At 71.2% G+C, this 25,183-nt stretch carries 20 protein-coding genes; 4 read left to right on the forward strand and 16 right to left on the reverse strand.

The window, feature by feature from the left end; all coding sequences use genetic code 11:
• Positions 1–92 precede the first annotated feature (92 nt).
• Entirely contained in the window at positions 93–731 is a 639-nt protein-coding gene (locus ACTWLT_RS08865) for a MerR family transcriptional regulator (protein WP_445317872.1), read from the forward strand.
• A gap of 79 nt (positions 732–810) precedes the next feature.
• On the opposite strand, the gene ACTWLT_RS08870 is transcribed toward ACTWLT_RS08865, so the two are convergent.
• Positions 811–1,608, reverse strand: a complete 798-nt coding sequence (locus tag ACTWLT_RS08870) for a TIGR03084 family metal-binding protein (RefSeq protein ID WP_252418144.1) — start codon at positions 1,606–1,608, stop codon at positions 811–813.
• 178 nt (positions 1,609–1,786) lie between these two features.
• Positions 1,787–2,236, reverse strand: a complete 450-nt coding sequence (locus ACTWLT_RS08875) for an SCP2 sterol-binding domain-containing protein (RefSeq protein WP_445317873.1) — start codon at positions 2,234–2,236, stop codon at positions 1,787–1,789.
• Positions 2,237–2,476: 240 nt separating this feature from the next.
• On the opposite strand from ACTWLT_RS08875, the gene ACTWLT_RS08880 reads away from it, so the two are divergent.
• Positions 2,477–3,805, forward strand: coding sequence for an FAD-dependent oxidoreductase (locus tag ACTWLT_RS08880; RefSeq protein WP_445317874.1), 1,329 nt, complete (start codon positions 2,477–2,479; stop codon positions 3,803–3,805).
• Between the two features lie 25 nt (positions 3,806–3,830).
• Here ACTWLT_RS08880 and ACTWLT_RS08885 read toward each other — a convergent pair whose 3' ends face one another.
• From ACTWLT_RS08885 to ACTWLT_RS08900, 4 genes are all read right to left on the reverse strand, one after another.
• Positions 3,831–4,556 carry a maleylpyruvate isomerase family mycothiol-dependent enzyme gene (locus ACTWLT_RS08885; protein ID WP_445317875.1) on the reverse strand — a complete coding sequence of 242 codons (726 nt, stop codon included), beginning with the start codon at positions 4,554–4,556 and terminating at the stop codon, positions 3,831–3,833.
• 126 nt (positions 4,557–4,682) lie between these two features.
• Complete coding sequence (locus tag ACTWLT_RS08890; protein WP_445317876.1) at positions 4,683–5,084, reverse strand: SgcJ/EcaC family oxidoreductase; 402 nt, start codon at positions 5,082–5,084, stop codon at positions 4,683–4,685.
• Positions 5,085–5,114: 30 nt separating this feature from the next.
• The gene (locus tag ACTWLT_RS08895) at positions 5,115–6,299 is read right to left on the reverse strand and encodes an acyl-CoA dehydrogenase family protein (RefSeq protein ID WP_252418139.1); all 1,185 of its coding nucleotides are present in this window, start codon (positions 6,297–6,299) and stop codon (positions 5,115–5,117) included.
• A 94-nt stretch (positions 6,300–6,393) separates the two neighbouring features.
• On the reverse strand, positions 6,394–9,540 hold the full coding sequence (locus ACTWLT_RS08900; protein ID WP_445317877.1) for a non-ribosomal peptide synthetase: 3,147 nt from the start codon (positions 9,538–9,540) through the stop codon (positions 6,394–6,396).
• A gap of 326 nt (positions 9,541–9,866) precedes the next feature.
• On the opposite strand from ACTWLT_RS08900, the gene ACTWLT_RS08905 reads away from it, so the two are divergent.
• Both ACTWLT_RS08905 and ACTWLT_RS08910 read left to right on the forward strand, forming a co-directional pair.
• Entirely contained in the window at positions 9,867–11,402 is a 1,536-nt protein-coding gene (locus ACTWLT_RS08905) for a methyltransferase domain-containing protein (protein WP_252418137.1), read from the forward strand.
• Positions 11,399–12,772 carry an FAD-binding oxidoreductase gene (locus ACTWLT_RS08910; RefSeq protein ID WP_445317878.1) on the forward strand — a complete coding sequence of 458 codons (1,374 nt, stop codon included), beginning with the start codon at positions 11,399–11,401 and terminating at the stop codon, positions 12,770–12,772. The genes ACTWLT_RS08905 and ACTWLT_RS08910 overlap by 4 nt, the downstream gene beginning before the upstream one ends.
• 83 nt (positions 12,773–12,855) lie before the next feature.
• Here ACTWLT_RS08910 and ACTWLT_RS08915 read toward each other — a convergent pair whose 3' ends face one another.
• From ACTWLT_RS08915 to ACTWLT_RS08960, 10 genes are all read right to left on the reverse strand, one after another.
• Positions 12,856–13,686 carry a methyltransferase domain-containing protein gene (locus ACTWLT_RS08915; RefSeq protein ID WP_252418135.1) on the reverse strand — a complete coding sequence of 277 codons (831 nt, stop codon included), beginning with the start codon at positions 13,684–13,686 and terminating at the stop codon, positions 12,856–12,858.
• A complete protein-coding gene (locus ACTWLT_RS08920) occupies positions 13,683–15,221 on the reverse strand; it encodes a 4-hydroxyphenylacetate 3-hydroxylase family protein (RefSeq protein ID WP_445317879.1) in 1,539 nt (512 codons plus the stop codon). Before ACTWLT_RS08920 ends, ACTWLT_RS08915 begins: the two co-directional genes overlap by 4 nt.
• Positions 15,222–15,319: 98 nt before the next feature.
• Entirely contained in the window at positions 15,320–16,504 is a 1,185-nt protein-coding gene (locus ACTWLT_RS08925) for an RNA polymerase sigma factor (RefSeq protein WP_252418168.1), read from the reverse strand.
• A gap of 327 nt (positions 16,505–16,831) precedes the next feature.
• Complete coding sequence (locus tag ACTWLT_RS08930; protein WP_252418133.1) at positions 16,832–18,226, reverse strand: FAD-dependent oxidoreductase; 1,395 nt, start codon at positions 18,224–18,226, stop codon at positions 16,832–16,834.
• A gap of 34 nt (positions 18,227–18,260) precedes the next feature.
• The gene (locus ACTWLT_RS08935; protein ID WP_445317880.1) at positions 18,261–19,013 is read right to left on the reverse strand and encodes an SDR family NAD(P)-dependent oxidoreductase; all 753 of its coding nucleotides are present in this window, start codon (positions 19,011–19,013) and stop codon (positions 18,261–18,263) included.
• A gap of 274 nt (positions 19,014–19,287) precedes the next feature.
• Positions 19,288–20,535, reverse strand: a complete 1,248-nt coding sequence (locus ACTWLT_RS08940) for a cytochrome P450 family protein (protein ID WP_445317881.1) — start codon at positions 20,533–20,535, stop codon at positions 19,288–19,290.
• A gap of 188 nt (positions 20,536–20,723) precedes the next feature.
• Positions 20,724–21,962: an acyl-CoA dehydrogenase family protein gene (locus tag ACTWLT_RS08945; protein WP_445317882.1), complete on the reverse strand. Its 1,239-nt coding sequence runs from the start codon at positions 21,960–21,962 to the stop codon at positions 20,724–20,726.
• 21 nt (positions 21,963–21,983) lie between these two features.
• A complete protein-coding gene (locus ACTWLT_RS08950) occupies positions 21,984–23,411 on the reverse strand; it encodes an extracellular solute-binding protein (protein ID WP_445317883.1) in 1,428 nt (475 codons plus the stop codon).
• A gap of 220 nt (positions 23,412–23,631) precedes the next feature.
• Entirely contained in the window at positions 23,632–24,192 is a 561-nt protein-coding gene (locus ACTWLT_RS08955) for a dihydrofolate reductase family protein (RefSeq protein ID WP_445317884.1), read from the reverse strand.
• 57 nt (positions 24,193–24,249) lie between these two features.
• Positions 24,250–25,017 (reverse strand): TylF/MycF family methyltransferase, encoded by a 768-nt coding sequence (locus ACTWLT_RS08960; protein ID WP_445317885.1) that lies wholly within the window; start codon positions 25,015–25,017, stop codon positions 24,250–24,252.
• Positions 25,018–25,183 lie beyond the last annotated feature (166 nt).

Below are 25,183 nucleotides of genomic sequence, written 5' to 3' on the forward strand. Positions count from 1 at the left end.
GGCTCAACGCCGTCATGCGAACCGCGCGGGGTCGGTCGCTGACGAGTGTCGCTTGGAAGAAGTCTTGCAGGCTGGCTAAGTGAGGAACCTCGATGCGCATCTCGGATCTCAGCAGGCAGACCGGCGTGCCCGTGGCCACCATCAAGTTCTACCTACGAGAGGGACTGCTCCCCCCGGGGAGACCCACGGCGCGAAACCAGGCGCAGTACGACGAGGTACACCGCCGACGGCTCAGCATGATCCGTACGCTGACCAGCCTGGGGCAGCTAGAGCTGTCGGCGGTGCGGGAGCTGCTGAGGGCACTGGAGGACGAGGGCCGCTGCCTCCCGGAGCTCTTCGCGATGGTGAGTCGCGCCCTCCCCCCGGTCGACACGGCCAAGGATCAGGCGGAGACCTCGACGGAGCAGGCGCGGGTCACCGCCTTCATCGACAGCCTGGGATGGAAGGTCGAGCCGGACGCCTCCGCTCGCGCCATCCTGTCCCAGGTGCTCGCTGCGATGGACCGGCTCAACTGCGGTCAGGGTGTCGAGTTCTTCGAGCCGTACGCCAAGGCGGCGGAGCAGCACGCCAGCCGGGAACTGGATCTGCTCGGGAAGCGTGACGAGGGCTGCGACCGGGCCTCGGCCATCGTCCGCGCCATCCTCGTCGATGTCGCCAACACGGCCCTGAGGCGGATGGCCTACGAGCACCTGGTGAAACAGCGGTTCGCCGGCGGGCCATCGGGCGGCTGACGCCTCGACGCACTCGTCCGGGGCCGGCAACCGTAGGGGCCGCCACCAGGTTTCGGTGGCGGCCCCTACGGTGTATCCGTCACTGGGCGGGGAACTGGCCCGGCCTGCGTCCCTCGCCGGCGGGGCCCCGATAGGCCTGTGCGATGTCGAGCCAGCGCTCCGCGTCCGCACCGGTGGCCTTGACGCCGAGGTCGGCGTGATGGCGACGGCGCGTCACGAGAAGGCAGAAGTCGACCGCCGGCCCGGTGACACGCTGCTCGGCGTCCTCCGGCCCGAATGCCCACACCGTGCCGGAGGGGGCGACGAGCTCGAACCGGAACTCGACGTCCGGCGTCTGCATGCCGCGCGCCTGGTAACCGAAGTCCCAGGTCCGCACCCCGAAGGCCACGAGGTGGCCGATACGGTCGGTGTGCGTGCGCCGGACGCCGAGCCCGTCGGCGATGTCCTGACCGTGCGCGAAGAGTTCCATCATCCCGGCGGCGGCCAGCACCGCGGCCGGCAGGGGCCGGACGAGCCAGGGCACCATCTGGTCTCCCGGCAGGGCGGACAACGCCTGCTCGACGCCGGCACGCTCGGCACGCCACCGGCGGAGCAGGACGTCCGGAGGCTCGGCGAGGTACTCCGCCATCGCCGCCTTCACGTTGGCGCCGAAGTCGGGGCTCAACCGGGACGTCACGTCCTTGAACATTCCCGCATTCGACGCGGCGAGGGCCGCCAGCCGGAAGGTCGCTGCGAGATGCGCGACCTGGTGCGCGATCGTCCACCCGGGTGCCGGGGTCGGCGTCTGCCACCCCGCCTCATCGAGGTTGCTCACCAGGCTGTCGACCTCGTTTCCGTCTGCCACCAGGTCGGAAACCACCTTTGACTGCTGGACCATTCTGTGACCTCTCTTCTCCGACGGCATGTCGGGCTTGGCTCTCCTGGCAAGCCCGTACGCATGCTGCAGATCGAGCATGCGCCGAGCGGGGTGGCCCGGTCCTCTTCGTCGTTGCGGCAGCGCGATGTCCTGGTCGATTCGCCGCATCACGGGAAGGGGTGGGGTCGTGACGAAAAGGTCACGCCTTGGGAATGTCGAACAACTTCGGGAACCTGGCGGTCAGAGCGGCGTCGCCCCTGGTCTTCAACCGGCCCCGCATGACCATGAGAACCGGATGCGCATTGCCGGTCACCAGGTTCAGAAAGTCGACCGCGCCGAGCATCAGGGTCAGCTTCGGCTCGCTGCCAGGGCTGTCGGACAGCGTGCAGGTCCCGTTCGCGATGACCAGCTCGTAGATGTCCACGCCGCCGTCCGGCCGGTCCCCGATCTGCCAGTGGATCGCGGCGTTCGTCGAACCCGCCCGGTCCGCGCGGAACACACCGGGCATCCGGGCGAAGAGCTCGTCGAGCACGGCGGCGCGCTGGTCGCCGTGCATCATCCGCCGGAGGTCGTCGGTCGAGGTCGTCTTGACCATCCGCGCGAACTCCCTGGGATCCATCGTCGCTGGGTTCACGTAGTTGCCGGACATCTGGACTCCTTCACAGGGCGGGGGCGACGCGCCGGGAGCTGCCCTTCGCGTCGGCGCTTGCCGAGGCGGCGCCGCGCCGTGCCCGTTGGCTGACCGGCGCTGGTCGCCCGCCGCATCGATTGTCTGCGGCTCGTCACCGGCGGCCCCACTCCGACGTTGCGCTGGGCACGGGGCGTAGCCGCGGACCGTTGAGCACGCCGGAAGACGACCGGCGTACGGCGGAGCGCCTATCGTCCGGACATGGTGTTCGCGGGCCACGCCGTCGTACTGGGTGCCGGAATGGGTGGCCTCATCGCCGCCCAGGTGTTGAGCGAGGTGTGCGACCAGGTCACGGTCGTCGACCGGGACTCGATGCCGGACGCCGCCGCACCGCGGCGCGGCGTGCCGCAGTCGCGCCAGCTGCACGTGCTCCTGGCCCGAGGACGCCAGGCCCTTGACGAGTTGTTCGACGGGCTCAGCGAGGAACTGAACGCGATGGGCGCGCCGTTGGTCGACCTCAACGAGCAGGTGCACTGGCAGAACGACGGCTACCCGATGCGGCGCTCCCCCAGCGGGCTCATCGGCCTCGGTGTCAGCCGGCCCCTCCTGGAACACGCGGTGCGGTCCCGGGTCGGGAAGCTGCCCAACGTGCGGTTCCGAGCCCGGACCGAGGTGTCGAGTCTCGTCACCTCCGGTGACGGGCGCCGGGTCGTCGGGGTCACCGTGGCCGAGCGTGACGGCGAGCGGGGCACACTCCACGCCGACCTGGTCGTCGACGCCGGCGGCCGGGCGTCCCGCACACCACTGTGGCTGGGCGAGCTGGGCTACCCGACGCCCCGGGAGCAACGGGTGCCGATCGAGGTCACGTACGTCACCCGGCTCTACCAACGCGATCCACGGCACCTCGACGGGCTCCTCGGCGCCCTCACCAACGCTCGACCCGAACGCCCGCGTACCGGCATCGTGGCCGTGCAGGAGGGTGAGCGGTTCGCCGTCGCCCTCAGCGGCGTACTCGGCGAGGAACCGCCCGTCGACGACGAGGGTTACGTACGGTTCGCCGAGTCGCTGGGCATGCCGCACATCGCGGAACTGGTGCGTGAGGCGACCCCGGTCAGCGCTCCCGCCCGGATGCGGTATCCGGCCAGTGTGCGGCGCCACTATGAGCGCCTGCGCCGCTTTCCCCTGGGTTACCTGGTCATCGGCGACGCGCTGTGCAGCTTCAACCCCCTCTACGGGCAGGGCATGACCGTGGCCGCGGACGAAGGGCTGCTGCTGCGGCGGTTGCTGACCAGCGGCGGCGACAGGCTGTGGCGGCGGTTCTTCCGGGGTGCCGCGAAACTCATCGACGGGCCGTGGTCGATCGCGGTGGGCACCGACCTGCGGTTCCCCCAGGTCGAAGGCAGGCGGACACCGAAGGTTCGTTTCGTCAACGCCTACGTGCACCGGCTGCACGCCGCGGCGCAGACCGATCCGGTGCTCGGCTCCGCCTTCCTGCGGGTGCTCAACCTGGTCGACCCACCGGCCCGGCTACTGCACCCGACCATCGTTCTCCGAGTCCTGCGCGGCGGCCGGTCCACGGCCGACGGGTGAGGGCTGCGACTCCCGCGGGACGACCTCAGCCGGCGGCGGCGCGGGAGCGACGCTCCGCCGGAGCCGGATGGACCAGGACGTCGAGGACCATCCCGAGCCGCCGGGCCGCGCCGGGTCGCGGCGGCGAGGCCACCCGCTGGGCCAGCAGGGGTACGCCGTCGCCGTCGAGCCGGTCGAATGCCGACCGCCGCCCGCCCATCCCGAGCAGCAGCGTCTCGGCGTCACCCCGTACGAGGCGGCCCCTGCCGTGGCTCCATCCCGTGTCCGTGGCGACCAGCCGAAGGTCCCGAAGCCGGGAGTTCATGGTGAAGCCGAGCGCGGGTTTCGTGGCGAGATGGTGGAACGCGACCCGCAGCTGCCTCTCCGGGACGGCGCCGGGAATGCCGAGCGGCAGCCGGATGTCCAGCTCGTGCAGCACAAGGTCGGTCAGGACGGGGTCGTAACCCGCCCGGGGGATGGCGATCCGAGAATCGGCGTACCGACGGAGCAACTCGACGATCTCGCCGGTGGGCCGTGCGGCCTCCCGCTCGGTGAGGCGCAGGTTGACCTTGTCGAGGTCCGCCGCCGTCGTGAGCAACCCGAGGTAGAGCTTGGTCCGGCCGAATCGGAGGAAGCTGATCAGGTGTGCCGCCACCTCGTGGACGGTCCACGCCTCGCAGAGGGTTCGCTGCCGTACCTGCTCGTCGGTCAGCCCGGCCAGGAGGTCCGCCATCCGGTGGCGATAGCTGACGATCATGTCGTAGACCCGCACCACACAATCATGGGAGTCCGTCGACCTGTTCGGCATCTTCGAAAAAGCTGAGCGTACGGACGTCGTCCCCGCCGGTCTCCGGTTGCTCCGGAGAGCGGCAGAAGCCCGGCGGGGACGACACTCCCGCTAGCTGTCGCCGCGTGGGCTGTTCTGGTAGGCGGCGAGCCGCCACTGCCCGTCCTGCTTCACCACCACCCAGGTGGCCCGGATGGCCCGATCATCGGAGACCTTCGCCTCGCCCGGGGCCAGCACCCCGCCAACGGTGATCACCAGCGCCGCGTCCTGACCCAGGAACCGCAGGTCCAGCGGCTGCCCGGTGACCTGGGTCCCCTTGAAGGGGCCCTGGAAAGCGGTGCTCATGTAGGACTCGATCTCGGCCCGGCCCTTGCGGAAGACGCCGGGCAGGATCATGGTGCCGTCCGCCGTGAAGACGTCGGCGAACGCCGCGCCGTCGTGCTCGGCCCAGGCGGCGACGATGCGCCCGGGGACGGCGGCGACGGCCGCCTTGTCCGCGTCCGTGACAGTCATTGTGATCGCCTTCCTCCCGCGTCGGCGGGATCAGATGTAGAGGCTGTTCGGCTCCAGGCCGCACAGCACCCGGCCGTACAGCTCGGCGTTGGTGTTCGGGTGCATCAGCGCGTGCAGGTTGACCGCCTGGATGTCGCGCTCGATGCGCTGGATCGGCACGTCGGCGTAGATCGACGAGCCGCCGCTGGCGGTGTTGAAGATGTCCACGGCCTCCTTGGCCAGCCGGCAGGCGGCGCCCATGTCGGCGCGGGCGCGCACCCGCTCCTCGACCGTCCAGGCCGCGCCCTCGACGCCCTTGGTGTCCACCACCGTGGCCAGCCGGTGGGCGTGGAACTCCGCCTCGTCGATCTTCATGGAGGCGTCCGCGACCTGGAGGTGGGTCAGTGGCGCCTCACGCTGGCTGGCGTAGTTCGTGTAGGTGATCTTGCGATCGGGCAGCCGCTGGAAGAACGCCTGCCGGGCGCCCGCGGCCAGCCCGAGCACGGTGCCCACCGAGGACGCCGCGGCAACCGGCAGCAGCGGCGCACGGTAGATCGGGGCGTCCGCGTTCGCCTTCGAGGCGGACTGTCCCTGGATGATCTGGCCGAGCGGAAGGACCCGGGCGGACGGCACGAAGACGTCCTGGGCGACCGTGCTGACGCTGCCGGTGCCCTTCAGGCCGGCGGTGTACCAGTCGTCGACGATCTGCAGCTCCGACGTCGGGACCAGCGCCATGACCGGCATCGGCTCGCTGTCCGGGCTCACCAGAACCGCGATGATCTCCTGCCAGTGGCTGTGCAGGGCGCCGGTGATGAACCCCCACTTGCCGTTGAGCACGATGCCGCCGTCGGCCGGGGCGGCCATCCCGGACGGGCTCAGCGTGCCGCACACCCGTACGTCCGGGGTGGAGAACACCTCGTCCTGCACCTCGTCCGGGAACAGACCCACCATCCAGGTCGGAATCCAGTACACCGACGCGGTCCACGAGGCGGACCCGTCGCCCCTGCCCAGCTCGGTGGCGACGTCGACCAGGGTCCGCGTGTCCGACTCGTACCCCCCGTAGCGGGTCGGCACCCGCATCTTGAAGACGCCGGCGTCGGCCAGCGCCTCGATGGTCTCGTTGTGGATGCGCCGGTTCTCCTCGGACCACGCCGCGTTCTTCCGCAGCACCGGTACCAGTTCGGCCGCGCGATGAACAAGCTGTTCCCGCGTCGGGACATCGGTGGTCAGCACCATTTCCTCCCATTAGAAGGCTCAGACGAGACACGGAAGCCGCACCCCGCACACACCGTCGCATCCGCCGTCCGGCGTCCGCATCTTCCGCCGTGCGTCATGCCGCCACCTCGGTGACCAGGGACGATCCGACCAGGGCAGCCAGGCCGCGCACGGTCGGGTCGGCGAAGAAGTGCCACAGCGGCACGTCCACCCCGAACGCTTCCCGGATCCGGGCGAGCAGCCGCGGTACCAGCAGCGAGTGCCCGCCCGCGGAGAAGAAGGACTGGTCGGCGCCGGCCGGAGCCGCGCCCAGCAGCTCGGCCCAGATCCCGGCCACCCGATGCTCCACCGGCGTTTCCGGCGGGTCCGCCGCCGACACCGGATCGGGATCGGGCAGTGCCCGCCGGTCCACCTTGCCGCCCAGGTTGCGCGGCAGCGCGTCCATCGTGGTGAACGAGACCGGCGGCATCGCCCTGCCGAACCGGCGACGCAGCGCGGACCGCCAGGTGGCCACGCCGGGCATCGTCCCGTCCGGCGCGGGCCGTGGCACCACGTAGGCGGCCAGCCGGGCCACCATCCGGTCCGGGCCGGGGACCGCGACCACGACGCACTCGGACACCGTCTCCTGCCCGGCGAGCGCCGCCTCGACGTCGGTCAGCTCCAGCCGGGTGCCGTGCAGCTTGACCTGGAGGTCCCGGCGCCCCCGGAACTCCAGCAGCCCGTCGAACCTCCGCCGGCCCAGATCACCGGTGCGGTAGCAGGGGCCGGCCGGAATGCCGTACCCGGGCAGGTCGGGCAGCGACCGGAACGGCGCTGTCTGTTCGGCGGCCGCGCCCAGGTAGCCGGGGGTGACGTAGGGGCCGCGGACCACCAACTGGCCGGTGACCCCGGCCGGGCAGGGCCGGTCCTGGTCGTCGAGCACCAGCACCTGCCGGCCGGGGATCGACCGGCCGATCGGTACCCCCGCCGGCCCACCGCCCGGGTGGCCGGTGACGTCGTGCCAGGTGGCCAGGATGGATTCGGTGGGGCCGTACAGGTTGATCAGCCGGACCCAGGGCAGGGCCGCACGCAGGCCCTCGGCGAGCTCGGCGGGCAGTGCCTCCCCGGCCAGCAGCAGGTGGTCCAGGGCGGCGAGCCGCTCGGCGCCACCCTGCCGAACGAGGACGGCCAGCAGCTCGCGGGCGACGCTGGGCACGGTCTGGAACAGCGTGATCCGCTCGGTCGCGAGCCACTCCAGCAGCTTCTCGGGATGCGCGCGGATCCGGTCGGCCACCGGGTACAGGGTGGCGCCGGCAACGAGCGCCGCGAACGCCTCGCACAGGCTGGCGTCGTAGCCGGGTGCCGCCCACTGGGCGACCCGGGAGCCGGGGCCGATCCGGAACTCCGTGCCCAGCCAGGTGACGAACTGCGCGAGCGTGGCGTGCGACTGGGGGATGCCCTTGGGCTGGCCGGTCGATCCGGAGGTGTAGGCGACGTACGCCCGGTCGGCCAGCGCCGGCGGCGGATCCGGCGGCTCGCCGTCGTGGTCCGGCAGCGTCGTCACGTCGAGCACGCGGCCGGCCAGCTCGTCGCGATACCAGGCGGCCAGCCGGTCCCCGTCCGGTGCCCGATCCAGCAACAGACAGGCCGGCCGCAGGTCGGCGAGGACAGCCCGGCCCCGCTCCCCCACGTCCCCGGGCCCCAGGCACACCAGGTGCGCACCGGCGTCGAGCACGCCGAGCAGGGTGGCGGCCTGGCGCGGCCCGACCGGCATCCGCACCGCGACCGGCGCCCCGGCCACCTCGCCGCCGGCGCGCAGCGCCCGGGTCACCGCGGCGGCCCGCGCCGCGAGCTGCCGGTAGGTCAGCACCTCGGCGCCGCCGTCCACGGCCGGCGCGTCCGGCCGGCGCGCCACCCAGCGGTGCACCAGCGCGGGCGCGGACAGCCGGGGTACGCCGACCGCCACCTGGTCGGCCGCGAGCACCGCGGCGCGCAACCGGTCGGGCTCCTCCAGCGGCAGCGCGTCCACCGGCGTGCCCGGCTCGGCCAGCGCGGCAGCGAGCAGGGTGCGGAGCTGTTCGACCAGGCGCCGTGCGGAGGCCTGGTCGAACAGGCTGGCCCGGTAGGCCAGCGCACCACGGACCGCGGGGCCGGCGCGGTCCACGGTCAGGGTGAGATCGGCGGCCACCGCCCCGGCCGGCAGCAGCAGCGGCCGAACCACCGCCCCGGGCAGACGCAACGAGGGTTCCGGGTCGTCCCGGAGCACCACCATGGCGTCGCAGAACGGGACGCGGCGCGGGTCACGGTCCGGGTTCAGCGCCCGGACCAGGTCGGGGAAGGGCAGCTCGTGGTGGTCGGCGGCGGCCCGGGCGGCGCGCGTCACCCGGTTCAGCAACTCCCGGAAGGTCGGCCCGCCGGAGAGGTCGACGCAGAGCACCAGCGGATTGGCGCACGGCCCGACGAGGCCGGCGAAGGCGGCCTCCGGGCGGAGCGGGACCGGCACGGCGACCGCCACGCGGTCCCCGCCGCCCCAACGCCGCAGCAGCGCCAGGAAGGCCGCGACCAGCACCAGCCGCGGCGCAGCGCCGGCCGCGGCGGCCAACCCGGCCAGCGCCCGCCCCATCCGCTCATCCCAATCGAACCGCACCTCACCGCCGGGCCAGGACGGCCCGGCGGGGCGAGCCCGGTCCGCCGGCAGCACCAGCGGCGGCACCGCGGGTGACAGCGCCGCGGTCCACCAGTCGACCAGGTCGCGCCACCGCCGCGTGCCGGCCAGACCGCGCTGCCAGCGGGCGTACTCGGCGTACTGGGCGGGCGGCGGACCGGCCGGCGGGCGGCCGGCACAGTACCGGGACAGCTCGTCCAGCACGATGGCGGCGGAACGGTCGTCCAGGGCGCCCCGGTGCCCGCTGAGCAGCAGGACGTGCTCGGCCGGGCCGAGTCGGGCCACGCTCAGCGTGGCGGGCGGCCCGTCGGCGAGGCAGACCGGCTCCCACACCCGCCGCGCACACCACGTCTCGGGCGGCTCCTGAACGTCCTCAATGGACAGCCTCACGCCGCCCGGCGGGGTGATCAGCTGCACCGCCCGACCGTCCCGCTCGACCAGCGTGGTACGCAGGATCTCGTGCCGGTGCACCACCGCGCGCCAGGCGGCGCGCAGCGCGGCCAGGTCCAGTGCGCCGGTCAGCCGGTAGGCCCAACCCACCTGGTACGCCGGGGACCCCGGGTCCATCCGGTGCTGCAACCACACTCCGTCCTGGAGCGGCGAGGTCGTCGCGTACACATCTCCTCCGTCGGTTGGGCGGGCGGCAGCCGTGGCCGAACCGGGTCATGGCGGCGAACCCGGGAAGGCCACGGGCGTGTGGTCACGAGATGGGGGCCGGGTCGGCCCGGTCGCGATCTGCGCCGGGGGTGCGGTCCGGTCCGGGAGTTGGCGGGTACGCCTGCGGGAGGCGGTCGACGCGCTCGTCGCCGCCCAGGTCGTATCGCCCTCCACAGCCGGTCAACGCCAGCGTCATACCTCGCCCGGCGGCGTCGCATCTCCGAGAATGTCCTGCGGCCGCAATCTGGGATGTGCGTGGGCGACATGGAGCGACCAGGGTTTCTTGCATGACACACGCGACGGTGGCCGAACTGCTGACGGCTTTCACGGATGCGACACCCGACCGAATCGACGCGCAGTTCCAGCGGCTGGCCGGCGCGCTCTGGCGCGACGGCACCCTGACCGAGCTGGCCCGCCCGGCGGCGGCGACCCTGGTGGCGTCGCTGGACCGGATCGGCGAGGACCGGCAGGGGCATCTGCTGGTGCTGCTCGGTCTCCTCGCGGAGGCCGAGCACCCGGCGACCGACGGCCCGGTCGCCGCCGAGGTGCGCAAGGGCCTCCCCCGCTATCTCGAGCTGGTGAAGAACCGCGACAGCCGGGAGCCGCTGACCCTGGCCCTGCTCTACCTGCTCAGCCAGTTCACCGACGACCGGGACCAGATCCTCGCCGCCGTGGCCGACCTGGACCTCGACGCGGAGGACCGCAGCCGGCTGGAGCGCAGCCTGCAACGACTGGACCCGGACGACCCGGACCTGGGCCGGGTCTGGCCGTCGCCGTCGGCGTGGCCCCTCGACGAGGCCGAGCGCGCCTACCACCAGGCACAGACCCGCACACTCACCCCTGCGCAGGTCGCCGCGAACTGGGAGAACGACAGCCGTACCGTGCTGGCGTACTCGGGCGCGAAGGCCTACTGGGCGGCCCGACACGGCGCGCCCGCGGTGGTCACCGACGCTGTCCCCCCGCACCGGCCGGTACAGCCCGGCCCGGCGCCGGAGGGCGACATCCTCGCCCGGCACGCGGCCGCGTTCAGGTGCCGCAGGTGCGGCGGCCGGCTGTCGTTCGGTGCGGACGGGGTGCGCTGCGCCAGCTGCGGCACCGCCTACCCCATCGCCAACGGCGTGCTCGACCTGACCACCGGCATCACCGAGGGAACCGCCGACGAGGTCACCGCGGACCTGCTGAGCAAGCTGGCCGCCATGCCGACGCTCGGCATCTACTACGAGTCGGTGCTGCGCCCGGCCTTCCTGCGGATCGCCGGCGCCAACTGGGACAACGCGGTGACCCCCGCCGACGAGGACCGGTACCTGGCCGGGCACCTGCGCCCGGTGGAGGGGCCCGTGCTCGACGTGGCCGCCGGCGCCGGCCGGTGGACCGAGGTGGTCGCCAGGACCGTGGGCGCCGACCGGGTGATCGCGCTGGACATGGCCCTGCCCATGCTGAACGTGCTGCGCGCCCGGCTGCCCCAGGTGCCGGCCGTGCTGGCCAGCGCCACCGCCCTGCCCTTCGACGATGCCAGCCTGGGTGCGGTGAACTGCTGGAACGCGCTGCAGGCCTTTCCGGACGACGCGGCCGCCGGGATCGCCGAGATGGGCCGGTGTCTGCGCCCGGGCGGCAGTTTCACCATGATGACGTTCCGCTGGGACGACGACCCGATCGCCCGGTACTTCCAGGCGTCGCACTACTTCCCCAGCCGCCTGGAGGGGATGCTGCTGTTCACGGTGGACGAGATCCGCCAGTGGCTGACCGACGCGGGGATGACGGTGCGGGACATCTCCGGTCAGGGCACGTTCGTCTTCGTGACCGCCGAGAAGACGAAAGCATGACGGCGGTCGGTGCCCGAGGGGCCGTCGCCCGACCCGGCGACCCGGCGTACGCGGCCGCGACCGGGGTGTTCAACCTGCACGCGCCGGTACGGCCGGCCGCCGCGACCACCGCGCACACCGTCGACGAGGTGCGCGCCGCCATCCGGCACGCCCGCACCGAAGGGCTCGAGGTGCGGGTGCACGCCACCGGGCACGCCTCGACGACCGCCGCCCCGATGGACCACGCGCTGCTGATCCGTACCCGGCTCGCCGGCGGTGTCGAGATCGACACCGCCCGGCGGGTGGCCCGCGTTCCGGCCGGCACGCAGTGGGGCGACGTGGTCACCGCCGCGGCCGGCTCCGGGCTGGCCGCGGCGCATGGCTCGTCCCCCCTGGTCGGCGTCGTCGGCTACCTGCTGCGCGGCGGGCTCAGCTTCTACGGGCGGTACACCGGGTTGGCGGTGAACAGTCTGCGGGCGGTGGAGCTGGTCACCGCCGACGGCGAGCTGCGCCGGGTCGACGCGGCGACCGACCCGGAGCTGTTCTGGGCGCTGCGCGGCGGAGGCGGCGGGTTCGGAGTCGTCACCGCCGTCGAGTTCGCGCTGTTCCCGGCCGCCACCGTGGTCACCGGGGCGTCGTTCTGGCCGGTCACCCACGCCGCGCGACTGCTGGACCACTGGCTGGCCTGGACCCGGCGGGCGCCGTGGACGGCGACCACGTCGCTGCGGGTGCTGAACATGCCCGCGGTGCCGGGCGTCCCGCCGGAGCTCACCGGCGGCCCGGTGCTCACACTGGACGGCGCGGTGCTCGCCGAGCCCGGCGCGGACCCGGCGACCGCACAGCAGCAGGCCGACGACCTGCTGGGGCCGCTGCGCGCGGTGGCCGAGCCGGTGCTGGACAACTGGCAGGTGGCCACCCCGGCCACCGTGCTGGAGGTGCACCTGGAGCCCAGTGACCCGGTTCCGGTCGTCGGAGACCACCTGCTGCTCGGCGAACTCGACGCGGATGCCGCCGCCACGTTCCTCGCGGCCACGGTGGACCCCGACTCACCGCTGGTCGCGGCCGGGCTGCGCCAGCTCGGCGGGCGGCTGGCGGTGCCCGACCCGGCCGGTGGCGCGCTGAGCCACCTCACCGCCGCGTACGCGTACACCGCTGCCGGTGTGCCGGTGGACCAGGACAGCACCGCGGCGATCACGGCTCGGTGCGCGCAGATCCGGGCGGCGCTCACCCCGTGGGACACCGGCCGGACCGCCCCCACCTTCGTGGAGAACCGGGAGCATCCGCAGGGGCACCTCGACCCTGTGCAGGCGGACAGGGTGGACCGGACCCGGATTCGGGTCGACCCGACCGGTCTGTTCCGGGGCGACGTCCTCGACCCGGCGTACCGGTAGCGCGTACCGCTCGAACCTCGATCCCGATTCGCCCCCGGACCGCACGGTCCGGGGGCGAATCGTTGTGTCCGGTCCGGCCCGGCTCAGCGGTAGGGTTTGCGGGCGGCGATGATGACGTAGCCGATCTGGTCCCGGCGGGGGGCGAAGAACCCGTGGTGCCGCCGGCCGAACTCGGCCAGCGCCGGCGCCCCGAACTTCTCCACCAGCTCCCGCTGCCGGACCATCGCCGCCTCGACGTACTTCGCCTTACGGCCGAAGACCCGCGGCCCGCACTGGGTGTACTCCTCCACCTCGAAGCCGGCCGTGCGCAGGTGATCCAGCCACTGCGCCAGGGTGGGCAGTTCGCGCAGCTCGATGGCGGCCATGAACTGGCGTATCCGTTCCGGCTCGCGGGCCGACTCCAGGCTGAAGTCCGACAGCGAGATCCGGCCGCCGGGGCGCAGCACGCGGTACAGCTCGCCGAGCACCCGTCCGAGGTCGGGGGCGTTCTGGAGCGACTCCAGCGCCAGCACCGCGTCGAAGGTGTCGTCCGGAAACGACAGGTCCATGAAGTCGCCGTACTGGATGGTGACGCGGTCGCCGACGCCGCCGGCCCTGGCCCGCTCGTTGGCCCGGTCGATCTCGAAACCGCTCACCGTGATCCCGGTGACCCGGACGCCCGTGGTCCGGGCCACGTGCACGGCGGTCTCCCCCGGCCCGCAGCCCGCGTCCAGCAGGTGCTCGCCGGGCCGGAGGCCCAGGGTGTCGGTCACCTTCCGGGTCATCCGCAGCACCGCCTCGGTCAGCGACGCGTCGTCGCGGCGGTCGTACCAGTACCACATGTGGACCTGGCCGTCGCGCAGCTCGTCGGTGATGGGCGAACGCTCGTCGTAGTGTCGGCCGAAGTCGACCCGTTCCGCGGCCACCGGTGTCACCCGTTGAGCATGTTGTTGCGGACACCGCGCAGCTCGTCGAAGGACGACAGGTCCGGCACGGTCCAGCCGTCCAGGTCGTACTCGGCGAGGCACTCGTCGACGAAGACGGCCGTCTTCTCCGCGTCACCCGAGGCCATGTCGGCGAAGAGCAGCTCCACCCGGGTGTTCTCGTGGTTGCCGGCGTAGTTGCGCTCGTACAGCTCGTGGCGCCCGCCGAACTCGGTGCCGACCGCGTCCCAGAGCAGCTTCATCACCTTGACCCGCTGCACCGCGTCGACCCCGTCCGAGCCACGGACGAACTTGTCGAGGTAGGGCCGGACGTCCGGGTTGCGGAAGTCGTCGGCGCTGGAGTTGACGTAGATCAGCCCGCTCGCCACGTCCTGCATGATGATCTCCCGGACCCGCGGATAGCCGATCTGCATGAACCACCGGTAGGCCAGCCCGTAGCGCGGGTTGGGCAGCACCGCCCCGTTACGCCACGGCACGGGGTTGCGGGCCGCCGCGTCGGAGAGCCCCCAGAACAGGTTGCGCCAGGCCAGCACCTCGCCGAGCCGGCTCTGCACGCCGCGGAAGTCCTTGGTGCCGGTGATCTCCAGCGCCTTGGCCAGCAGGCCGGCGATGAAGTCCAGCTTCACGGCGAGGCGGGTGCAGCCGTGGAAGGTGAACCGCTCGGGGAAGCCGGAGCGCCCGGTGAACAACTGCACCTTGCCGAGGTGGCCGTAGATGAACACGTTCTCCCACGGGATGAGCACCTTGTCCAGCACGAGGATGGTGTCGTTCTCGTCCAGTCGGGAGGAGAGCGGGTAGTCGAACGGGCTGCCCATCATCGCGGCCGTGGCCGTGTAGGACGGGCGACAGATCAGCTTCACGCCGGGTGCGCCCATCGGCACCGTCGCCACCAGCGCGAATTCCTTCTTCTTGATGGGCAGGCCGTAGTGGGCGATGAAGTTGTAGTGGGCGAGCGCGGACCCGGTGGCCACCACCTTGGCGCCGCTGACCACCAGACCCGAGTCGGTCTCGGCCTCCACGTGGATGAACACGTCGGCGACCTCGTCCGGCGGGCGGTTCCGGTCGACCGGCGGGTGCACGATGGCGTGGTTCCAGTAGAGGACCTTCTCCTGGGATTCCTTGTACCAGCGGCGGGCGTTGTCCGCGTACGGCTCGTAGAAGTCGGCGTTGGCGCCGAGGGTGCCGAGGAAGGCGGCCTTGTAGTCCGGGCTGCGTCCCATCCAGCCGTAGCTCATCCGCGCCCAGGTGGCGATGGCCTGCTGGTCGGCGACCAGATCCTCGGCCGAGTGCGGGGTGGTGAAGAACCGGTGCGTGTAGCCGTCGCTGCCGGTGTCGGTCGGGGCGGTCAGCACGCCCTGGTGCTCGGGGTCGTGCAGGGCGTCGTAGAGCCTGGCGGTCATCCGGACCGGGTTGCGGAACGCCGGATGCGACGTCACATCCTTCACCCGCTCGCCGTAGATGTAGATCTCGCGGTCGTCGCGGAGGCTCTCGATGTATTCGGCACCGGTCAGCGGACGCGTCTTCATCGGACTTCATCCCTCGCCGTTGGTGGCTTCGTGGATCTCCATCGTGGCATCCGCCCTGCGGCTGAAGCCCTTCCAGAGTGCGCGGTGCACCGGACGGCCTAGCGCCCGCTGATCTCGGCCATCCTGGTCGCGAGGAATTGACGTTCGGCGTCGTTGGGGGCCAGGTCGAGGGCGGTCCGGTACGCGGCGACGGCCTCGGGGTGGCGGCCGAGCCGCCGGAGCAGATCCGCCTTGGTCGACGGCAGGTACCGGTAGCCGACCAGCCTGCCGTCGCGCTCCAGTGCCTCGATCTCGGGCAGCGCGGCGGCCGGTCCCTCGACCATGGCCACGGCGATCGCCCGGTTCAGCGCGACGACCGGTGAGGGCCAGACGGCCAGCAGCCGGTCGTAGAAGGCGAGGACCCGCGGCCAGTCGGTCTCGGCGTAGCTGGGGGCGGTGGCGTGCAGCGCGGCGATGGCGGCCTGCAGTGTGTACCGGCCCGGACTGCCCTCGCGCAACGCCTCGACGACCAACTGGTGCGCCTCGTCGATGGCCGCGTGGTCCCAGGCCGTGCGGTCCTGGTTCATCAGCGGCAGCAGGCGGCCCGTGTCGTTGACGCGGGTTGCCCGGCGGGCGTTGGTGAGCAGGATCAGCGCGAGCAGGCCCTGGACCTCCCGCTCCCGCGGCATCAACGTGACCAGCGTGCGGGTCAGGTCCAGCGCGCGGTCCACCAGGTCCTCGGACATCAGCTGGTCCCCGGACGGTGCGGTGTGCCCGGCGGCGCAGAGCAGGTAGATCACCGTCAGCACCGCGTCCAGCCGGTCCGCCAGTTCGTCGGCACGGGGGACCCGGTAGGGGATGCGGGCGGTGCTGATCTTCTTCTTGGCGCGGGTCAGCCGGGCCGCCATGGTCGACTCGGAGACCAGGAAAGCCCGCGCGATGTCGGTCGTGCTCATGCCGCACACCAGGCGCAGGGTCAGCGCGATCTGCGCCTCCTGGGACAGCGCCGGGTGGCAGCAGGTGAAGATGAGCTTGAGCTGGTCGTCCGGTACGGCGGCATCGTCGTCGCGGTCGCCCTGGTCGGTGTCCTCCGGTTCCACCAGCAGCGGCAGCTTGGAGCGGAACGTCTGCTCCCGCCGCAGCGCGTCCAGCGCCTTCCGCCTCGCCACGGTGGTCAGCCAGGCACCCGGCCGGTGCGGGACGCCGTCGCGGCTCCACGCCTCCAGCGCTTCCACGTACGCTTCCTGCACGCACTCTTCGGCCAGGTCGAAGTCACGGGCGGCGCTGACCGTCGAGGACAGCACGGTGGCCCACTCGTGGCGGTGCGCGTCGGCGACGGCCTCCTCGACGGTGGTCGTGGAACGCCGGATCATCTCGCCGGAGGCTCCCCTTCGTGTGGCTGCCAGGGCAGGTGACGACGGGCGCGGTCGATGTGACCGGCCCGGGTCGTCACCTGTGAGGAGTCTACGTCGCGGTCAAGGGGCGTCCTGGCGATCACGGCTGGCGACACGCCAGCGCCGGTGGTGGCCGAGCGGGAATCCGGGCGGTCGGTGGTCACGGTGCGTGCCGGGGCCGGCCGACCCCGGCCGACCCCGGCACGCACCAGCCGCCCGCGGCGGCTCCGGCCCCCCTCACCCCGCCGGGGCCGGCGTCCGGTCGGTGACCTTCGGCGCCGTCCCGTTCGTCGCGGCCGCCCGGCCGAAGGACTTCACCAGAACCCGCAGGACGAAGCCGGGGCGCATCATCGCCTCCGGGCGGTCGACCAGCCCGGCCCCCCGCATGTACGCGGCGGCGACGGATCCGTCGCGCGTCGCCGCGAGCTGGACCCGCTTGAGAAACGCCTGCGCCATCCGCACCTTCAGCGTGCGCTTCCCCTCCACGCCGGGGAAGCTGAGGTCCACCGTGTTCGTCATCTCCCAGGGCGGGTCGATGACGTCCCGGGCCAGGTCCCGGAAGTACTGCCCCGGCTGGGGGGCGGCGCCGGTGTGCAGGTGCTGGCGCATGGTGAGCGCGCCGAGCGCCGCCACCGTCATCCCCTGGGCGTAGACCGGGTTGAAGCAGCAGACCGCGTCGCCGGTGACCAGCAGGCCGTCCGGGAACCGGTCCATCTCCTCGTAGTGGCGACGCAGCGTGGTCGGGAAGCGGAACGCGACCGGCTCGTCCAGCGGCTCGGCGTGCTGCACCGCGTCGTAGATGTCCGGCACGGCCAGCGACTTGAGCCAGGCGTAGAGGCCCGCCTGGTCGGTGGGCGGGTGGTCGCCGAGGATCCCGTACGTGGTCAGTTCGACGCGTCCGCCGTCGGTCTTCGTGAAGATCGCACCGCGGGGCAGCGCCGGCGAGGCGACCGGGTTGATGGACAGGTCGCCGTGGTACGGGTCCTCGCGCAGCCGGTAGTGCTGGGTCACGTACCCCAGACCGATCTTCTTGCGCTCCTCCCGGACCTGCGGGTAGCCGAGACTCTCCAGCCAGATGGGCACCCGCGATCCCCGGCCGGTGGCGTCCACCACCAGGTCGGCGCGGATGACCTCCTCGACGCCACCCTCGCCGAGGCGGTGCACCCGGACCCCGTCCACGCGCCGCCCGTCGACCGTGGTGTGCAGGCCCAGGATGTCGTGCCGCTCGGCGAAGACGACGTTCGGCAGGGCGGCGGTGCGCCGCCGGATGTGCTTCTCCAGCATCGGTCGGCTGGCGGCGACGCACACCAGGCCGGCGTGCTGCTGCTTGATCGGCTGGCCGTTGAAGTACCAGCGCACGTTGCCCGCGAGGTCGCCGGTGGGCACCCCGTCGGCGAACAGCTCCTCGGTGATCCCCGGGTACAGCTCCTCCATGGCCTGCTGGCCGCGAGCGAGCAGCCCGTTGATGTGCCGCCCCTGCGGGCAGCCCCGTCGCGGCCCTTCCACGCCGACGAGTTCGTCGCGGTCCACCAGGACCACCTCGTCGTACGCGTCGGCGAGCACCCGGGCCGCGAACAGTCCGGCCAGGCTTCCGCCCATCACGACCGCGCGGGTTCCAGTCCCGTCTTCCATCCGGTTTCCTCCTCTCTTCTCCCCTGTCGACCGGTCAGGCCGGAACGGAACCGACCAGCCCGCCGTCGACGACAAGTTCCTGGCCGGTGATGTACGACGACCGGGACGACAGCAGGAACAGCACCACGTCCGCGATGTCCTCGGGCCTGCCCAGCCGACCGAGGGCCACCTGGCCACGGAAGAACTCCCGCACCTGATCGTTTCCGGTCACGCCGTCGAACATCTCGGTCCTGATGTGGCCGGGGGTGATGGTGTTCACCCGGATCCCCTGCCCCGCCAGGTCCGGGGCGAGCGTCTGGGCGAGGCTGAGCACGGCGGCCTTGCTCGCCGCGTACAGCGATCCCGTGGCCATCCCCCTGTGCACCAGCCAGGAGGCGTTCAGCACCACCGAGGAGTTCTCGGCGAGCAGTGGGAGCGCCTTCTGCACGGTGAAGAACGCGCCCTTGAAGTTGGTGCCGACCACCTGGTCGAAGTCGGCCTCGGTGACGTCGGCGGTGCGCGCGTTCAGCCCGATCCCGGCGTTGGCGAACACGCCGTGCAGCTGGCCGAACCGCTCCCGGATCTGCGCGGACAACCGGTCGAGGTCGGCGAGGCGGGACACGTCGGTGGGTACCGCCAGCACCCGGTCTTCGGCATCGAGGGTCTTCACCGCGGCGTTGAGCCGGTCCGCGTTGCGGCCGGCGATCACCACCCGCGCGCCGGCCTCGACGAGCCGCCGGGCGGTCGCCAGCCCGATGCCGCTGCCACCCCCGGTGACCAGTACGTTCTTACCATCAAAGTCGGTCATGCAGTCAGGATCACATCGGAGTCCCGGGCCGGGCACCTCTGACATTGCGTTCTCCCTGTGACCGCTGACGGGCAGCTTCGAACCACTGTTGTACGGCCGTCCACTGTGGAGGCCGGACGACCAGATTGGAGCCGTGATGGTCGGCCCGGCACGGCGAACGCAGGCGCGTGCTGACCGTCGCGCAGCCGAACGGGACCGGTGCCGGCCGGCAGGATGCCGTCGAGCGCGGAAGTGGGCATCCTGCCGGCCGGACCTGGAGTGGTCCGGCGGAGAATCAGCCGGCGGAGAGCCCCGCCGGCACCGGGCTGGTGAGCCGTACCGGCAGCGTGCGGTGGCCGTTCATGATGAACGTCGGCAGCGGCCGCAGGTCGTCCGGCTGGACCGCCAGGGACAGCCCCGGGAAGCGGCCGAACAGGGTGGACAGGCCGATCGTGGCGACCGCCCGGGCCACGCCGGCGCCCAGGCAGTAGTGCGGGCCGTGCCCGAAGGACAGGTGCTCCTTGTCCGGCCGGGTGATGTCGAAGCTGCCGGCGGTGTCGCCGTGCAGCGCCGGATCCCGCCCCACGGCGCTGTAGTTGATGAGGATCGGGTCACCCTTGGGGATGGTCACCCCGTCGAGTTGAATGTCCTCCACCGCGTACCGCAGCGGCAGGTGCGCCAGCGGCGACTCCACCCGCAGCGTCTCGTCGATCACGTCGGCCCAGGACGCCCGGCCGCTGGTCACCAGCTCGAGCTGGTCCGGGTGGGTGAGCAGCGCGGTGATCGCGTTGTCGAAGAAGTTGATGGTGGTCTCCGAGCCGGCGCCCAGGATCGCGAAGATCGTGTCGGTCAGCTCGGCCTCACTGAGTCGGGAGCCGTCCTCGTCGCGGGCCGCGATGAGGTCGCTGGTGATGTCCTCCCCCGGCTCGCGCCGCTTGACCTCGATCAGCTCGGCCATCGCACCCCGCCACCCGAGCAGGATGGACTGGGCCTGCTCCGGGGTGACCGTGGTGTCCACCATCATGTCGATGACCTTCGCGGTCTTCGCCCGGGCGTCCTCGGACATGCCGATGAGGTCCGCCACCAGCCGGGCCGGCAGGGGGTAGGCGAACCGCTCCCGCAGATCGACCACCTCACCCGGCTTGACCTGGGCCAGGGCCTCGACCAGTTCGTTGGTGAGCTCGACGATGCGCGGTTTGATCGCCTCGGTACGCCGCGCGGTGAACGCCTTGCCGACCAGCTTGCGCAGCCGGACGTGGTTCTTGCCGTACGCGGTGACCATGTTGTCCATCGCGATCCAGCTGATCATCTCCCAGTCCGGCGGGATCTCCCCGTCGATGAACGCCGGCCAGTGGTTGCGGGCACTCTTGGTCACCCGCGGATCGGTGAGCAGTTGCTTGATGACCGCGTAGCTGTTGGTCGACCAGGCGAGGACGCCACCGGGAAGTTCCACCCGGGTCGCGGGACCCTGCCCCCGAAGGCGGGCGGCCTCACCGTGTATGTCCTTGCCGGAGGTGTCGAGCACAGGGCAGCGCTGTTCCATGGTTGTTGTCTCCCACCTCTGATTGGGAAATCGGGCTGTCCGCGAGGCGTGCCGTGCACACGGCCGCCGGCTGGCCTCGCGATTGAGCGTCACACGCCCGCGCGGCGGGTCGCATCTCTGCGGTTGCCCTGCTCATCCGGCCGGCCGCCAGCCGTGGGCGGCGACCGGCCGGGAGGGGGCACGACGCACTACTCGAGGCCGAACCGAGCCCTGGTGAGCTCCCGATTGGCCATGGTGTTCATGACGATCGAGATTCCGGCATGGCTCTGCATCATGGACAGGTCGCGCCAGATCCGCTCGATGCGCTGGCCGTGACGCACCGCGCTCGATCCGGCCGTGGGGAAGATGTACTTCTCGACCGCCTGCCAACTGAGCCTGACCACCTCACGGCAGATGGTGGCTATGAGCCACTCCCGTTCCTTGGTGAACGCCGCCGGCCCCTGAGTGCACAGGTCGGTCCACTGCTGGATCGCACCGAGAAGTGCGGCCTCGGCCGTGACCAGCCGGCCGGCGGCCTCGCCGTACCAGATCTGGTAGTCGGGATCCTCGGTCCTGGGCAGGATCGGGGGGAACGACGTCGTCCTGGACCGCATCAGGTCCGCGTAGGCGTCGAGCCCTCCCTGCGCGATGCCCACGGCCAGGGCGGCCGACTCGAGCATCATGAAGCTGAGCGGCCCGCCGCCGTACTGCGGGTTGTCGTGCAGCCGGACGCCCGGCGTCTCGTCGCTGACCGTGTACATGCTCATGTGCGTGTCGAGGACGAAGTGCTCGGGGACGTACCCGTTCTCGATGACGATGCTGTGTGACCCGCTCCCCTTGAGCCCCAACTGCTGGCCCCAGTCGTCCAGGTACCGCCACTGGTCGCGGGGGACGATGAAGAGCGCGGGCGTGGGCTCCTGGCCCTCGTCGGCGGCGATCAGGGTGTGGCCGAGGAAGTGCGTGGCGTACGGCGCGCCGGAGCAGTAGGACCAGGTGCCGTTGAGCACCCAACCGCCGTCGGCGCTGCGCTGGGCGGTGCCGCTGGGGATGACGGTGGCGGGACAGATGAAGTCACCGACGCCGAAGATCTCGTCCTGCGCCCGTTCCTCGAAGATGGTGGCGGTCACCACGGCGTGCACCGCACCGAGGCAGAACATCCAGCCGGTCGACGGGCAGCCGCGCGCGAGCGTCATCACCACCCGCATGAAGGTGTCGATGCCGAACTCGTAGCCGCCGTAGCGTCGGGGAACGAGGATCCGGTAGAAGCCCGCCCTGGCGAACTCGTCGTGCGTGTCCTGGGCGTAGTACGTGCGTTCCTCGGTCTCGGCCTGCCGTGCCAGCAGCATCGGGATCATCGCCTCGGCCCGCGCGATGACCTCGGCCGGGGTGAGGTCCGGCTCCGGCGGGCGGGACAGGCCGTGGGTGGGGGCGGTCATGTTGACTGTCATGGCTGCGCCTGTCCTGTCTGGTCAGCTGTTGAGCGGTACGACGTCTTCGAGATCCTGGGCGGTGTACGGCTTGGCGTCGGTCCAGAACTCCACCCGGTGGCTGCTGTTGGGGATGTTGGCGACGTCCCGCGGCACACGGCTCACCCAGGCGTTGTAGTCGTCCAGCAGCTTCTGCGCCTCGGCGGTGGCCTGAGTGAACCGGGCCAGCGGGTCGGCTCCGTGGGTGAGCACGTCGTGCATGGCGTGCGTCATGATGTCCTGGGCGCCCGCGAAGTCCCCGAACAACGCGCCCTCCGTCAGCGGTCGGCCGCCGGCCGGCCGGGCCGACACCCCCGCCGGGAAGTCGTTGACGTGGTCGTACGTGATCGAGTGGTGCGGGTGCGTGTCGAACCAGCCCTCTTCCGCCAGCAGCTCGTAGGAGGCGCGGGTGATCGGAACGAAGCTGTTGTCCTTGTGCCGTTGGGCGGCGTTGCGGGGATTGTGCAGCCACATGAGGAAGGCCAGCGCACCCTCCTGGGTCACCTCGTCCAGGCCGTTGGTGAGCCAGATCGACGTACCGGCCACGGCGTTGCCGACGTAGGGGACGTGATCGTTGTGGGGGAAGGCCCCCACGTCCATGGTGAAGCCACCCATCTCGGCCGCGAGCGCCATGTAGTTGACGTCGTTGGAGGACGAGATCCGGATCGCCACCCGTTGGTCCCGGAACGCCTCGAGGGTGCCCGCCCAGTCCGGAATCTCACCGGTGTAGAGGTAGTGGCCGTCCTGGTGGAGCTTCTGCCACCAGTTCACCCAGGACATCATCTCCTTCGAGGTGAGGTCGATCTTCGTGGCCCGGCCGTCCCGGCCGTTGCGGTTGTTGACGAAGTGGCCGCCCTGGCAGGCGAGCGCCTGTTGGACGAACGTGCCGTGGTTCGACCAGGTGATGGCGTGCGACGGGCCGTCGTCGAGCCGGGCCACCCGCTCGCACACCGCGGTGACCTCGTCCCACGTCTGCGGGAGCCCGGACACGCCGGCCCGGTCCAGCAGGTCGCGGTTGGCGAAGAGCAGGCTCGTCGTGCCGGCCGACGGCATCGACTCGAGGTCGCCGTCGTACGTGTAGTAGTCGCGGAACGCCGGGTGGAGGTCGTGGAGGACGACCGGTTCGCCGAGGATCTCGGTGCGGTCGCCGATGGCCTTCGAGACCGACGTGAACAGGGGGCTGCCATCCGCGGCCACCGTGTCGCGGGCGACCTGGCTCGCGTAGAAGTAGTACTCCGCGAGCGCCGGGCGGCGCCCCTGCGCGGCCTCCTCGGCGAGCACCTGCGGAAACGTGAAGAAGTCCATGCCCCGGACGACCACTTCGTATTCCGGGTGGAGCCGGCTGAATTCCGCTGCCTGTTGGTGCCACCGGTCCATCCACCCCGGAAAGCGCAGATCGGCGACCCAGACGTCGATGTCAGTCTTCTTCATTCGACTCCTCCTTTTCGCACCTCGCGCGAGGCATCGGCGCAAGGCGGCAGAACGCGATCACGTAGGGCAATGGTGTCGCGCGGGTCGAATGGCCACATCTCCGCGCGTGCGGTTCTGCGCAGTGGTCTTCTCGGGTGCGCCGAAGCTCCGGCCCGGGCAGTGGAATTCCGTCCGGACCGGAGCTTCGATTGATGCGGGAAATGCCCCGAACGGGGTGGTGTCAGTCCTTCCCGACCGTCGGCCGGTAACGGCAGATGATGACGCCGAGTTCGGTGGTCTCGGTCCCGACGAGTTCGAATTCGTGCCGGCTTCCCTCGCGACCGATCAACGCTTCCGCGCCGGTCCTGCCCACGAGAATCGGGTGCACCCACACCTCCAACTCGTCGACAAGGCCGTGCGCCAACAACTCGTGCGCGAGCTGGCCGACGCCGTAGACGAGGATGTCCTGCGCGAATTCCTGCTTGAGCTTGGCCACCTGGTCCGCGAGGTCACCCCCGATTATCGTCGTGTTCTCCCACTCGGCCTTGTCCAGGGTCGTGGACACCACGTACTTGGGCATCTTGTTGATTTTCTCGACGAACCCGCCGTCGTCGTCCATGGTGGGCCAGGTCGCCGCGTAGACCTCGTAGATGCCGCGACCCAGCAGAAGAGCGTCGCTGGCGAACAGTCGTTCCTCGGCGAACCGGCCGGCGTCCTCGCCGAAGAACGGGCCCTGCCACTCTTCGGGGTTCTTGATGACCCCGTCGAGAGACATGAATGTCGTTGCTACGAGCCTTCCCACAGCGGACCTCCTGGTCGTTTCGGATGACGTCCTCGCCGGCGCGGAGCCTCGTGTCCCCTACCGGGAACGGCGCCAGTACACGCTCCACCGGTCGACCCTCTCGATCGGGTCGTGTTCCATACCGTGCTGCGCGCGGAACTCTTCGACGGCGGCGCGACAGCCGGGCATCAGGTAGTCGTCCACGATGACGTAGCCACCGGGCGACAGCTTCGGGTAGAGGCTGGTCAGCGCATCGCGCGTCGACTCGTAGAGGTCTCCGTCGAGCCGCAGCACCGACAACTGGCGGATGGGCGCGGTCGGCAGGGTGTCGCGGAACCAACCGACCAGGAACTCGACCTGGTCGTCGAGCAGGCCGTACCGGTCGAAGTTGTCCCGCACGACCTTCGCCGTGACGCCGAGCACGGCGTTGTGCTCGTGCAGCAGGAGTCTCTGGTCGTCCGGATGACCGCTCTGGTCGATGACCGGCATTCCCTCGAAGGAATCCGCGACCCAGACCTTGCGATCCGTGATCCCGTAGGCCTTGAACAGACCTCGGGCGAGAATGCATACGCCGCCTCGCCACACGCCGGTTTCGATGAAGTCGCCCGGCACACCGTCCGCGATGGCGCGTTCCAGACAGTGCTGCACATTGTTGAGCCTGGCCATTCCGACCATTGTGTGCGCAACGCTGGGCCAGTCGCTGCCGGTGTTCCGGGCCCACCGATTGAACTCCTGTCCGTCGAACACCGGGTTCGGGATCGGCGGGTCCTCATAGATGACGTTGGTCAGCACCCTCTTCAACAGATCGAGGTAGAGGTCGCGGGCCATCGGGTCTTCGCTGGGCATCGATCACCTTCCCGAGGGATCAGGACGTTGTGGATACCGGCAGCCGCCGCAGACGCTACACCGCGAGAAGGCCGATGGCGGGGTGCGCGGCACGGTGCGCAATCTGGAAGAACGCCACACATGCCGACCCGTCAAACCGCACATCCTGAGGTGTGCCGTCGACCGG

It is taken from the genome of Micromonospora yongxingensis (genome assembly GCF_052601155.1).

What these genes read in the sequence shown, in the direction of transcription:
- ACTWLT_RS08920 (WP_445317879.1), bottom strand. Translation starts at nt 15,221, where the DNA reads ATGAAGACGCGTCCGCTGACCGGTGCCGAATACATCGAGAGCCTCCGC.
- ACTWLT_RS08875 (WP_445317873.1), bottom strand. Translation starts at nt 2,236, where the DNA reads ATGTCCGGCAACTACGTGAACCCAGCGACGATGGATCCCAGGGAGTTC.
- ACTWLT_RS08930 (WP_252418133.1), bottom strand. Translation starts at nt 18,226, where the DNA reads ATGGAAGACGGGACTGGAACCCGCGCGGTCGTGATGGGCGGAAGCCTG.
- ACTWLT_RS08870 (WP_252418144.1), bottom strand. Translation starts at nt 1,608, where the DNA reads ATGGTCCAGCAGTCAAAGGTGGTTTCCGACCTGGTGGCAGACGGAAAC.
- ACTWLT_RS08945 (WP_445317882.1), bottom strand. Translation starts at nt 21,962, where the DNA reads ATGACAGTCAACATGACCGCCCCCACCCACGGCCTGTCCCGCCCGCCG.
- ACTWLT_RS08960 (WP_445317885.1), bottom strand. Translation starts at nt 25,017, where the DNA reads ATGCCCAGCGAAGACCCGATGGCCCGCGACCTCTACCTCGATCTGTTG.
- ACTWLT_RS08890 (WP_445317876.1), bottom strand. Translation starts at nt 5,084, where the DNA reads ATGACTGTCACGGACGCGGACAAGGCGGCCGTCGCCGCCGTCCCCGGG.
- ACTWLT_RS08910 (WP_445317878.1), top strand. Translation starts at nt 11,399, where the DNA reads ATGACGGCGGTCGGTGCCCGAGGGGCCGTCGCCCGACCCGGCGACCCG.
- ACTWLT_RS08880 (WP_445317874.1), top strand. Translation starts at nt 2,477, where the DNA reads ATGGTGTTCGCGGGCCACGCCGTCGTACTGGGTGCCGGAATGGGTGGC.
- ACTWLT_RS08950 (WP_445317883.1), bottom strand. Translation starts at nt 23,411, where the DNA reads ATGAAGAAGACTGACATCGACGTCTGGGTCGCCGATCTGCGCTTTCCG.
- ACTWLT_RS08905 (WP_252418137.1), top strand. Translation starts at nt 9,867, where the DNA reads ATGACACACGCGACGGTGGCCGAACTGCTGACGGCTTTCACGGATGCG.
- ACTWLT_RS08895 (WP_252418139.1), bottom strand. Translation starts at nt 6,299, where the DNA reads ATGGTGCTGACCACCGATGTCCCGACGCGGGAACAGCTTGTTCATCGC.
- ACTWLT_RS08865 (WP_445317872.1), top strand. Translation starts at nt 93, where the DNA reads ATGCGCATCTCGGATCTCAGCAGGCAGACCGGCGTGCCCGTGGCCACC.
- ACTWLT_RS08940 (WP_445317881.1), bottom strand. Translation starts at nt 20,535, where the DNA reads ATGGAACAGCGCTGCCCTGTGCTCGACACCTCCGGCAAGGACATACAC.
- ACTWLT_RS08935 (WP_445317880.1), bottom strand. Translation starts at nt 19,013, where the DNA reads ATGACCGACTTTGATGGTAAGAACGTACTGGTCACCGGGGGTGGCAGC.